Here is an 11,840-nt window from a genome sequence, read left to right as displayed (position 1 = left end):
AAACGAGGCCATCAATAGTGGATCCAGCGCGTCTTGAGCGCCATGTATTTGTGCATGCCGGCCAGCGCGTAGTCGCGGCCGATGCCTGATTGCTTCATACCGCCGAAGGGCGTCTGCGGGCTGACGGCATCGACGCCATTGACCGTCACGGTACCGGCCTGCAGGGCATCGCAAAGGCGATGGGCGCGTCCCAGGTCGGCGGTCCATAGGGACGCCGCCAAACCATACTGGCTGGCGTTGGCCAATGTCACGCCCTGGTGCTCGTCGCTGAAGCGCGTCACGCTGAGCACGGGGCCGAAAATCTCTTCCTGGAAGAGCCGGTGGTGCGGTTCGACATCGGTGAACACCGTGGGCGCGACGAACAATGTACCGCCGGCCGCCTGCAGCGTCTCGCCGCCGTACAGCAGCGTGGCCTCACGCTTGCCGACTGCTAGGTAGTCGCGGACCTTGTCGAACTGCGCCTGACTGACGAGCGGGCCGAGCGTCGTTGACGGATCGAGCGGGTCTCCTGGCACGAGCGCCTCGATGCGTACCTGCAAGGCCTCGAGGAAACGCTCGGCGATGCCGTCTTGCAGCAACAGGCGCGAATGCGCCGAGCAGACCTGGCCGGCGTTGGTGAAGATACCGGCCACGGCGTTGTCCACGGCGGCATCCAGGTCGGGGCAATCGTCGAACACCAGATGTGGGCTCTTGCCGCCGCATTCCAGCCATACGGGTTTCATGTTGGATTCCCCCGAGTAGACCAGAAAGCGTTTGCCGATCTCGGTGGAGCCGGTGAAGCCGAGCGCGTCGACATCCGCGTGCCGGCCCAGCGCTTCGCCGGCGATATGCCCATATCCCGGCACGACATTGAGTACACCGGGCGGGAGGCCGGCCTGGGTCGCGAGTTCCGCCAGGCGCAGCGCGGAGAGCGACGATTCCTCGGCGGGTTTGAGCACCACGCTATTGCCGGCGGCCAGCGCGGGAGCCACTTTGACCGCCGCGTTATGCAAGGGAAAGTTCCACGGTACCACGGCGGCAACGACGCCGAGAGGCTCGTGGGCCACCGTGGCCTGTACGTTATTGGGACTGGGCGCGAGCTGGTCGTAGCTTTTGTCCTGGAGCTCGCCGAACCAGTCGAAGAGCAAGGCCGCTTCCTCGACGTCGTCCAGGGCTTCGTGGATGCACTTGCCAACTTCCAGGCTGTCGAGCAGGGCCAATTCCTCGGCGTGATCGCGCACCTGAGCGGCGAGCGCCTGAAGGCACCGGCGGCGTGTCGTCGGCTCGGCACGTGACCAGGCACCGGTGTCGAATGCGCGGCGTGCCGCGGCGACCGCGACATCGATATCCGCCGGGCCGCAGGCCGCGACCGTCGTCAGCGACGTACCCGTCATGGGATTGACCGACGCGAGCGATTCACCCTGGCGTGTCGCATAGCGGTGACCGTCGATGTAGGCGGTGCCGTCCAGCGAGAGGGTGGCAGCGCGCTGTTGCCAGTCGGCGTGGGTGAGAGGCATAGAGGTGGAAGACATGACGTACCTTGGCGATTGTCGAATGGGCGTAGAAAGCGCTCGTGCCGACCTCACAGGTCAAGCACCAGTCGCTCCCCCTTGGGGCGCGAAACGCAGACGTAAATGATGTCGTTGGTGGCTTTTTCGGCATCGGACTGGAGCACGTCGCGATGCTCGACCTCGCCTGCGAGCACGGGGATACCGCAGGTGCCGCAGGCCCCTTCACAGCACAGGCTGTCCGGCGCCGCGCCGGCGCGTGCCAGGCCGTCGAGCAGGGTTTCATCCTCGGCGAGCGTGAAGTGCTTATCGCTGCGCGCGAGCTCGATCTGGCAAGGCGTGGTACGCGCTGCCGGCGCTTGCGATGCGCCCCGGAAACGTTCCATTTGCAGTGCGCCCGGGGGCCACGCCTGTGCCGCGTCGGTCAAGGCGTCCAGCAGGCTTTCGGGGCCGCAGGCATAAACGCCGGTGTCCGGCGTGTAGTCGCCCAGCAGCGCACGCGGAGCGAGCCTTCCCTGCGTGGCGGAGGCGTGCAGGTGCAGCCGCGACGCGGGCAGGAACGCGCGGAGTTCGTCGAGGAACGCCGCCTCGTCCCGGTGGCGCACCAGGTAATGCACCTCGACCGTGTCGCCCCGCTCGACGAGTCGGCGTGCCATGGCGACGAGTGGCGTGATGCCAATCCCGCCACCAATCAGCCGGTAGTGCTGCCGGGCGTCGGCGAGGGGAAAGCGATCCTGGGGCGGGGAAACGCGCAGTCGCGTGCCGAGCCCGGCCTGCTCGGCCAGAAAGGCGGATCCCCCGCGCGAGGCCGGGTCATGCAGCACGCCGATGCGATAACGGCCGTGACGCGCGTCGTCCAGCAGCGAATAGTGACGTACCAGGCCATTGGGAAGGTGTATCTCGAGATGGGCACCCGCCGGGGCCGGAGGCAGGGCAGCGCCATCGGCGGCGGCCAACTCGATCTGGTAGATAGCGCTCGATAGCCGCTGGTGGCTTTCGATCACGACGTCGAATGGCGTCGCGGTCATGGCATGTCCTCCTCAACGTTGCTGGTGTTGCCAGTCGTCATGCAGCCAGAAGGGAGCATCCGAGGGCATCGGCGGGGCATGGCCGAGGATCATGTCGCTGGCCTTTTCAGCGATCATGACGGTCGGCGCATTGGTATTGCCGCTGACCACGCGGGGCATGATCGAGGCATCGACCACGCGCAAGCCGGCGACGCCATGCACGCGAAGCTCGGGGTCGACCACGGCTTCCGGATCGTCGGCTGGGCCCATCTTGCAGGTGCCGGCGGCGTGATAGCCGGTTTCGGTGGTGGCGCGCGCCCAGGCATCCAGCGCCTCATCGCTCTGGCAGTCGGCACCGGGGGAAATTTCCTCGCCCCGCAAATCCGCGAATGCCGGCTGCTCGACCAGTTCCCTGACGCAACGCACGGCCGCGCGCATGTCGGCGCGGTCGCGCTCGCTGGCCAGGTAGTTGAAGACGATGTCCGGCGCTCGCGCGGGGGCCGCGCTCCTGAGGCGCACGCGGCCCATGCTCGTGGGGCGCATCAAATCGATGTGCACCTGGAACGCATGTTCGCGCAGGCTTTCGGTGGTGCCGGGCGCGATGGCCAGTGACATGAACGTCAACTGGAGGTCGGGATGCTCGACCCCCGCCCGCGAGCGGATGAAGGCGCCAGCATCGAACTGGTTGCTCGCCGCGAGGCCGCGCCGATCGAGGAACCAGCGCATGCCTAGCCACCACTTGCGGGGGGCATAGGTCCAGGGCGCATGTGAGACTGGCTGGCGGCAGCGGTACGCCACCACGGTATCCGGGTGGTCACTGAGGCGACGGCCCACGCCATCGAGCGTGTGGACGCGAGGAATGCCCCAGCGGGCCAATTCGTCGTCGGGGCCGATGCCGGAGAGCATCAACAACTGGGGGCTGTTGATGGCACCACCCGCCAGGATGACCTCACGGGTGGCGTGTGCTCGGTATAACGTCTCCTCGTGGCGATATTCGACACCCTCGGCACCGGCCTCGCCGACGAGCACGCGCTGGGCCAGCGCGTGGGTGACGACCGTCAGGTTGGCGCGCTTTTCGGCGCGTGCCAGGTAGCCACGCGCCGTGCTCCAGCGCCTGCCCGCGCGCGTCGTGCGGTCGACACGGCCGAAGCCTTCCTGACGGTAGCCGTTGAGATCGTCGCTGGCGGCATAGCCGGCTTCCTCCCCGGCGGCCAGGAAGGCTTTTGCCAAGGGATCCTCGGGACGACCGGCACTGACATGCAAAGGCCCTGTCTCGCCATGGTAGGCATCGGCGCCCAGTTCGTGGGTTTCGGCACGGCGAAAGTAGGGCAGGACGTGCCGGTAGCCCCAACCGTGGCAGCCGGCTTCTTCCCAGACATCGTAATCGCGGGCGTGGCCACGGATGTACACCATGCCGTTGATCGACGACGAGCCGCCCAGCGTGCGCCCGCGAGGCGTGGCGATGCGCCGTTCGTCGAGGTGGGGCTCGGGGCCCGACCAATAGTGCCAGTTGAAGCGTGGCCCATCGATGGCCGCTCCCATGGCGGCCGGCATGTCGATGGTCCACGAGCGATCACGAGGCCCGGCTTCGAGCAGCAATACGTGGGCTTCGCCATCGGCGGTGAGTCGGTCGGCCAGCACGCAACCGGCCGACCCTGCCCCGACGATGATGTAGTCGTAATCTTGATGAGTTGTCATGCAAGCATCCTGAGGCGAAGGGCGAAAGTTCAACGCGAGGCCTGGTAGGCGTCTTGTGCACTCGTATCACCATCCGCCGTGGTGACGCCTTCGAGCCAGGCGTTGACCCGCTCGGGATGCGACTGGATCCAGTTCGCGGCGACCGCTTCCAGCGGCTGATCATCGCGACTGAAGGCGTAGACCCATTGGTCCTGGACCTCGATGGGCACGACCATGCTGTCGAGAAAGGCGATGACGTTGGGGTGACGCTCGGCGAAGTTGCTGGCAACCACCGTGGACACTGAACTGGCGTCGCCCCACAGGTTCTTGGGGTCCTCGAGGTAGCGAATGTCGAAGTCGACGTTCATCCAATGCGGTTCCCAGCCAAGGAAGGCGATCCATTGGTCGTTGCGGATGTCGCTTTCGACTTGCGACATCATGCCGGTCTCGCTGGACGCGGCGACTCGCCAGTCATCCAGGCCGTAGGTGCCGTCGTCGATGGCTTTCTGCATCAATTCGTTGCCGACGTTGCCTGGCTCGATGCCATAGAAGGTGCGATCAAAGCGTTCCGCGTGCTCGGCGAGGTCGGCCATCGAATGCACGCCGGCGTCCCAAACATACTCGGGAACCGCGAGCTGAAAGCGTGCGCCGTCGATGTTCTTGACGACTTCGACCAGTTCGCCGGACTCCAGACGAGGGTCGAGCATGCCGCTTTGTGACGGCCGCCAGAGCGCCATGTTGACGTCGAGATCGCCGCTCGCCATGCCTTCCAGGATGATCGACGAGCTGGCTTCCCGCAGCGAGGTGCGATAGCCGAGCGTATCCAGAATCTGTCGTGCCACTTCCGACTTGACGGTAGCACCGGGCCATTGCGGCGTGCCGAAGCGGACCCTGTCGTCCTCGGCCTGGGCGATCCCGAAAGGTGCGAGCAGCAGCGCGCCCATGGCGCCGCCGATGAGCGTGGACGTCAAACGGCCCAGTGGGGTGCGGTGTCGGGGGGTAGCGGTCATGGGAGTCTCCTCGTGGTGTATTGTCGTTGTGTTGTCGTCAGGGGCGGTGCGCGATGCAGTGAGGGCTCAAAAGCCGCACACGCCGCCACCGTCGACGGACAGGATGGCGCCATGCGTGAAGCCCGCCTGGGGGGAGGCGAGATAGAGCACGGCATCGGCGATCTCTTGCGGTTGCCCCATGCGCTTCAGGGGCGAACGTCGATGGGCCGCGTCCAGATAAGCATGTGGATCGTCGCTGGTCTCGGCGGCGTGCTGGATCATGTCGGTCTCGACATTGCCCGGGCACACGCAGTTAAGCCGTATGCGGCCGGCCAGCTCCAGGGCCAGGGCACGGGTCAGGTTGACCACAGCGGCCTTGGCGCCGGAGTAGACGCTGCTCGGCGGAAAGCCGATCAGGCCGGCATCCGAGCCCAGGTTGACGACGTTACCGCCACTGGCCTCCAGGTGCGGTAGCGCCGCCTGGATGCAGAAGAAGGTGCCGCCCACGTTGACGCGGAAGGTGCTCTCCCAGTGTTCCTGCGTGACCGCCTCGAAGGGCACTTCCTCGAAGACGCCGGCGCAATTGACCAGGATGTCGAGTCCACCGAGACGCGCGACGGCGGTTTCCACGACCGCCTGGCATTCGTCCTGGGTGCCGATCTCGCCGACGGCGGCTTCCACCGTGGCAGCGGCCAGGTCGGTATTCGCCAGCGAATCGCGAAACGCGTCGACGGAGGCTTCTCGGCGTGCGCCGATGGCGACGCGTGCGCCCTGTTCCAGAAAGCGCCGTGCCGTGGCGGCGCCGATACCGCGGGCGCCACCGGTCACCAGCACGCGTTGACCGGTGAATGTCATGACGGCGCCTCCTGGGGTGTGGTGGCGTCGCCGTGCAGGGCCTGGAACACCAGACGGTGGAAGTGCAGCACCAGATGCTCGCTTTCATTGCTGCGCGCGGCATCTATCATGTAACGGCCTTGGTCATAGCCCAGCGAGTGCAGGCCTTTCTGCACGCTGATGTTGAGCTCGATGTCCTCGGGGCCGAGCTCTTCGTTCATCCAGCGCATGCTGGCCTTGGTCACTTCCGGCAGCGTGTCGTGCGGGGTGTAATACCCGAAGCGCAGGATCGAGCGTTCGGCATCCAGCGGGATGATCATGAACGTGCCCATGCACTGCGAGAACGGGAACTGGTAGAAGGTGTTATGCGGCCAGATGCCGATGTTGAAAAAGCCATCGCCGTTGCCGGGCGGGCGGTCCAGCGGCACGCCGTAGGCTTGCTTGGCGCTGGCATTGGGCGGCGCGCCATAGGTCCACCAGTTGTCGTGATGGGTCAGGCGGTAGCCATCGAAATCGATCAAGGCGGCCAGGTCGACGTGGTGGGGCCCCGAAAGCTGGAAGTGATAGCCTTCGATGGAGTTGTCCATGATCACTTTCCAGTTGGCCGGGATGATGACGTCGTCTTCCTGGATTAGCTGCATGGCGTCCAGGTCCGGAATCGCCTCGCGTATGGCGGTCTCGGCACCGGGGAAAAGCGTCTGCATGTCGGTCGCGTTGGGATCGAGATTGAAGTAGACGCCCCCCGCGAAGACTTCCAGGCGTACCGGCGGGATGTGGTAATCATCGACATTGAAGGCCGCGATCCGGTCGCTGCGTGGCGCGGCGCGCAGGCTGCCGTCCAGCCCGTAGCACCAGGAGTGATAGGCACAGCGGATGACGCCTTTCTGAACGCCGCGCGTCTCGTTGAGCAGACGGTTGCCACGGTGCTGGCAGACGTTATGAAAGGCGTGCAACTCACCTTGGCGGTCACGTATCACGATGACGCTCTGATCGAAGATCTCGCGCACCACGAAGGCGCCGGGCTCGGCCACCTCGTTGACATGACAGGCGAAATGCCAGGCGCCCATGAAGATGCGGTCACGCTCGGCGGCGAAGAGTTGCGGGTCGTAGAAATAACGGGCCGGAAGGGTCAATGCTGTTTCCGCGGGCTGCTCCGCCCACGCTTGGGGAGTCGTGTTGGTCATGTCCTGCCTCATGCAAGCGGTTTGTGTCGTTGGTCTGGCACAAGGCTAAGGCGGTGCTGTGCAGCTCACATGATGTTTTCTGACACGACGTATCGGCCGGGTTGATAATAAACGGCGTTTTTGTGTCGCTATAGATCAAATAAGAGTGACGAAAAAAGGCGAAGGCCCTGGCTATCTTGTGGGTGATGTTGATCTTTCACGACATGGGGTCATGACGACCAGTCTTGGGCGGTCGTGTCCTGGGCGGCATCCAGCATCTCGATCATGGCCCGTGCGGCGTTGGAGAGAGTACGGCTCTTGTGAAACAGGTAACCCAGTGGGCGTTGGATGGGGCGATGCTCAATGGGCATGAGCTTGATGTCGTCGTCGATCATGGACTCGGGCAGCACGCTCCATCCCAAGCCGATGGCCACCATCATCTTGAGGGTTTCGAGGTAATTAGTGGACAGCGAGACGTTCACTTGCAGGCCGTCGCGGGCGAAGGTTTCCACCACGATGCCCCGGGTGAAGGTCAGATGTCCCGGCAGCACGGCGTCGTAATCGGACAGCGCCGACAGGGCGAGCGTATCGTGTCCTGCGAGGGCGTGCTCGTGCCCGCAAACGAAGCGCAACTGGTCGATCCACACCGGCACCACTGTCAGCGCCGGATCGGGCACCGGCGCCAGCGTGACCACGGCGAGCTCCAGGTCGCCGTCCAGCACGCCTTGATAGGCCTGCTCCGAGTCCAGAAAGCGCATGTCCATGCGTACGTCCGGGTATGCCTGGGTATAAGCCTTGAGCAGCGGTGGCAGACGGTGCAAGCCGACATGGTGACTGGTGGCCATGGTCAGGCTGCCGCTGACGTCGCCACTGAGGTTGGAAAGCGCGCGGCGGCTGTCGTCGAACATCACCAGAATCTGGCGGGCACGCGGCAGCAGGGTGCGACCGGCTTCGGTGAGTGTCACGCGGCGGTTGAGGCGGTCGAAGAGCTGCGCGCCGACTTGTCCCTCGAGGCCCGCGATGCGCTTGCTGACGGCGGGCTGGGTCAGGTGGAGCTGCTCCGCGGCGAGCGAGAACGAGCCGTAATCGGCGACCGCGAGGAAGGCTTGCAGGCTTTGCGTATCCATGAGCGCGCTCTCTTGGGTAGGTATTCTATTTTGGAATCCAAAGCATAAATAACATGAATTGCGTTTATCCATAACCCCCCTTAGGCTTAGGGGCATCAAGGTTGCGTCGGTTATCGCGGCGCGTAGCTAGCGACATGTTGTAAGGCGACATGTTGCAAGACGGCATAGATCGTCATCGCCCAATCTTCCCGGTCGGGGAGGCACGAGTGGAGGAGATTCCATGGCAGGCCAGACTCTTTACGACAAGCTTTGGTCGCGGCACCTGGTAAAGGAACGCGACGATGGTACGGCGTTGATCTACATCGACCGTCACCTGTTGCACGAGGTGACCTCGCCCCAGGCCTTCGAGGGGCTACGTCTCGCCGGGCGCAAGCCGTGGCGGCTGGATACCAATCTCGCCACGCCGGACCATAACGTGCCGACCACACTCAAGGAGCGTGCCGAGGGTAACGCGGGCATCGTCGATCCGGTCTCACGCATTCAGGTCGAGACGCTGGACGACAATTGCACCAGTTTTGGCATCGAAGAGTTCCGCATCAACGATGCACGCCAGGGCATCGTGCACGTGGTAGGGCCGGAGCAAGGCGCCACGCAGCCCGGAATGACGGTCGTCTGTGGCGACTCGCACACTGCCACGCACGGTGCCTTCGGAGCCTTGGCGCACGGCATCGGCACCTCCGAGGTCGAGCATGTGCTGGCGACCCAGTGCCTGATTCAGCGCAAGATGAAGAACATGCAGGTGCGCGTCGAGGGCGAGCTGGGTCTCGGCGTGACGGCGAAGGATATCGTGCTGGCCGTGATCGGCAAGATCGGCACCGCCGGCGGCACAGGCTATGCCATCGAGTTCGCCGGTAGCGCGATTCGCGACCTTTCCATGGAAGGCCGCATGACCATCTGCAACATGGCCATCGAGGCTGGCGCACGTGTGGGCCTGGTGGCGGTCGACGAGACGACCATCGAGTACCTGCGTCGACGCCCCTTCGCGCCCAGCGAGGAATACTGGGACGCGGCGGTCGCCGACTGGCGCGGGTTGGTCTCTGACAGCGGTGCGGATTTCGATAAAGGCATCGAGCTCGATGCTGCCGCGATCGAGCCGCAGGTCACCTGGGGCACCAGCCCGGAGATGGTCGCCGGTGTCGGTGCGCAGGTGCCGGACCCGACGGCTTCCGGCGACGAGACCGTGCAGCAGGGCGTCTCGCGTGCGCTTGAGTACATGGGGCTTCACGCAGGGCAGCAGATCACCGATATTCAGCTCGACAAGGTCTTCATCGGCTCGTGCACCAACTCGCGCATCGAAGACTTGCGCGAAGCGGCCAAGGTCGCCAAGGGGCGCAAGGTGGCGGATTCCATCCAACTGGCGATGGTCGTACCCGGCTCCGGGCTGGTCAAACGCCAGGCCGAGGAGGAAGGGCTGGACAAAATCTTCCTCGAGGCGGGCTTCGAATGGCGCGAGCCGGGGTGCTCCATGTGCCTGGCGATGAATGCCGACAAGCTGGGTACCGGCGAGCATTGCGCTTCGACGTCCAATCGTAACTTCGAGGGACGCCAGGGCTACGGAGGCCGCACGCATCTGGTGAGCCCCGCCATGGCAGCCGCCGCCGCCATCGCCGGACACTTCGTCGACGTGCGCGATTTTGGGGCCGAGCGTGCCGCCAACGATGACAGCCAAGTACAGGAGGCGTGAGCATGCGACAGTTCGATCGTCATCAGGGCCTCGTGGCGCCCATGGATCGCGCCAACGTGGATACCGACCTGATCATTCCCAAGCAGTTTCTGAAGTCGATCAAGCGTACCGGCTTCGGCCCCAATCTGTTCGACGAGCTGCGCTACCTGGACGAGGGCTATCCGGGCCAGGACGTCGCCAACCGCCCGCTCAATCCGGATTTCGTGCTCAACCAGTCGCGTTACCAGGGCGCCAGTGTATTGCTGGCACGCCGCAACTTCGGCTGCGGCAGTTCGCGCGAGCATGCCCCCTGGGCACTGGAGGACTTCGGATTTCGCGTGATCATCGCACCGAGCTTCGCCGATATCTTCTTCAACAATGCCTTCAAGAACGGCCTGTTGCTGATCACGTTCGACGAAGCCACGGTGGATCGGCTGTTCCAGGAAGCTGAGGCCGAGGAAGGCTATCGGCTGGACGTCGACCTGGAGACGCAGCAGGTCACCACGCCCAGCGGTGAAGTGCTGGCCTTCGAGGTCGACTCGTTCCGCAAGCATTGCCTGCTCGAAGGACTGGACGATATCGGCCTGACGTTGAAGGACGCTGACGCTATCGATGACTTCGAAAAGCGTCATCGCCAGGCGCGGCCATGGTTGTTCCGCCAAGCGAGTTGACGGTAGCTGCCGGCCATTCATGAACCACACGGGCACGCCCGGGACGCCAAGTCATCCGGTGCGCGCCCGAGACGTCATCAGTGATGCATCGAGAGAGTACGCCATGAGTCGCAAGATTCTCGTTCTGCCGGGCGACGGTATCGGCCCGGAAATTACCCGTGAGGCGGTCAAGATCCTCAACGCGTGCCGTGAGGCGGGCCTGGACGTTGACGTCGAAGAAGGCTTGGTCGGCGGGGCGGGGATCGACGCCCATGGCGTGCCGCTTCCCGATGAGACGCTGGCGCGTGCCAAGGCCGCCGATGCGGTGTTGCTGGGTGCCGTGGGTGGCCCCCAGTGGGACAAGATCGAGGATCTTGCCAAGCGCCCCGAGAAAGGGCTTCTGGGGCTGCGAAAGAACCTCAATCTGTTCGGCAACCTGCGCCCGGCGCTGCTGTATCCGCAATTGGCCTCGGCTTCGAGCCTCAAGCCCGAGATTGTCGCCGGGCTGGACATCATGATCGTGCGCGAACTCACCGGCGGGATCTATTTCGGTCAGCCGCGAGGCATCGAAGAACGCGACGGCGAGAAAGTCGGCTTCAATACCTATATCTACGCCGAGCACGAGATCGAGCGTATCGGCCGCGTGGCCTTCGAGATGGCGCGCGCACGCGGTGGCAAGCTCTGCTCGGTGGACAAGGCCAACGTGCTGGAGGCCACCATCCTGTGGCGCGAGGTCATGGAGCGACTGGCGCCGGAGTATCCGGATGTCGAACTGTCGCACATGTACGTCGACAACGCCGCCATGCAGCTGGTGCGCGCGCCGAAGCAGTTCGACGTCATCGTTACCGGCAACATGTTCGGTGATATCCTCTCCGACGCTGCGGCGATGCTGACGGGCTCGATCGGCATGTTGCCCTCGGCATCGCTCAACGAACAACGTCAGGGCATGTACGAGCCCTGTCACGGCAGCGCGCCGGATATTGCCGGGCAAGGCGTCGCCAACCCGTTGGCGACGATCTTGTCCGTGGCCATGATGCTGCGCTATTCCCTCGAGGCGCCGCAGCTCGCCGAGCGCATCGAACGCGCCGTGGGCTCGGTGCTCGATCAGGGGCTGCGTACCGCCGATATCGCCTTCGAGGGCACGGCCCCCGTCTCGACCCAGGCGATGGGCGATGCCGTGTTGGCGGCATTCCAGGCGCAATGAGCGCGGCTCACGTATCATGGCCATACGCCCATTCGTAGA

Annotated in this window: 10 protein-coding genes; 3 read left to right on the top strand and 7 right to left on the bottom strand. The window is 64.6% G+C overall.

What is annotated here, in order from left to right:
• Nucleotides 1-11 precede the first annotated feature (11 nt).
• The 7 genes from SR908_RS03055 to SR908_RS03025 form a co-directional block, all read right to left on the bottom strand.
• Nucleotides 12-1,511: an aldehyde dehydrogenase gene (locus SR908_RS03055; RefSeq protein ID WP_246920454.1), complete on the bottom strand. Its 1,500-nt coding sequence runs from the start codon at nucleotides 1,509-1,511 to the stop codon at nucleotides 12-14.
• Between the two features lie 50 nt (nucleotides 1,512-1,561).
• The gene (locus SR908_RS03050) at nucleotides 1,562-2,515 is read right to left on the bottom strand and encodes a PDR/VanB family oxidoreductase (RefSeq protein ID WP_246920456.1); all 954 of its coding nucleotides are present in this window, start codon (nucleotides 2,513-2,515) and stop codon (nucleotides 1,562-1,564) included.
• Nucleotides 2,516-2,527: 12 nt separating this feature from the next.
• Nucleotides 2,528-4,192 carry a choline dehydrogenase gene (locus SR908_RS03045; protein WP_246920459.1) on the bottom strand — a complete coding sequence of 555 codons (1,665 nt, stop codon included), beginning with the start codon at nucleotides 4,190-4,192 and terminating at the stop codon, nucleotides 2,528-2,530.
• Nucleotides 4,193-4,221: 29 nt separating this feature from the next.
• Nucleotides 4,222-5,181: an ABC transporter substrate-binding protein gene (locus tag SR908_RS03040; RefSeq protein ID WP_246920461.1), complete on the bottom strand. Its 960-nt coding sequence runs from the start codon at nucleotides 5,179-5,181 to the stop codon at nucleotides 4,222-4,224.
• A gap of 66 nt (nucleotides 5,182-5,247) precedes the next feature.
• Nucleotides 5,248-6,015, bottom strand: coding sequence for an SDR family NAD(P)-dependent oxidoreductase (locus SR908_RS03035; protein WP_246920463.1), 768 nt, complete (start codon nucleotides 6,013-6,015; stop codon nucleotides 5,248-5,250).
• The gene (locus SR908_RS03030) at nucleotides 6,012-7,178 is read right to left on the bottom strand and encodes an aromatic ring-hydroxylating oxygenase subunit alpha (RefSeq protein WP_246920465.1); all 1,167 of its coding nucleotides are present in this window, start codon (nucleotides 7,176-7,178) and stop codon (nucleotides 6,012-6,014) included. Before SR908_RS03030 ends, SR908_RS03035 begins: the two co-directional genes overlap by 4 nt.
• Nucleotides 7,179-7,387: 209 nt before the next feature.
• Nucleotides 7,388-8,284 carry a LysR family transcriptional regulator gene (locus tag SR908_RS03025; RefSeq protein WP_246920468.1) on the bottom strand — a complete coding sequence of 299 codons (897 nt, stop codon included), beginning with the start codon at nucleotides 8,282-8,284 and terminating at the stop codon, nucleotides 7,388-7,390.
• Between the two features lie 220 nt (nucleotides 8,285-8,504).
• On the opposite strand from SR908_RS03025, the gene leuC reads away from it, so the two are divergent.
• From leuC to leuB, 3 genes are all read left to right on the top strand, one after another.
• A complete protein-coding gene (gene leuC / locus SR908_RS03020; RefSeq protein WP_246920471.1) occupies nucleotides 8,505-9,968 on the top strand; it encodes a 3-isopropylmalate dehydratase large subunit in 1,464 nt (487 codons plus the stop codon).
• A 2-nt stretch (nucleotides 9,969-9,970) separates the two neighbouring features.
• Entirely contained in the window at nucleotides 9,971-10,618 is a 648-nt protein-coding gene (gene leuD, locus SR908_RS03015; RefSeq protein ID WP_097024127.1) for a 3-isopropylmalate dehydratase small subunit, read from the top strand.
• A 103-nt stretch (nucleotides 10,619-10,721) separates the two neighbouring features.
• Nucleotides 10,722-11,801 carry a 3-isopropylmalate dehydrogenase gene (gene leuB / locus SR908_RS03010; RefSeq protein ID WP_246920473.1) on the top strand — a complete coding sequence of 360 codons (1,080 nt, stop codon included), beginning with the start codon at nucleotides 10,722-10,724 and terminating at the stop codon, nucleotides 11,799-11,801.
• Nucleotides 11,802-11,840 lie beyond the last annotated feature (39 nt).

It is taken from the genome of Chromohalobacter canadensis, assembly GCF_034479555.1.
Lineage (GTDB): Bacteria > Pseudomonadota > Gammaproteobacteria > Pseudomonadales > Halomonadaceae > Chromohalobacter > Chromohalobacter canadensis.
This window is presented reverse-complemented; position numbering and strand designations above follow the sequence as displayed.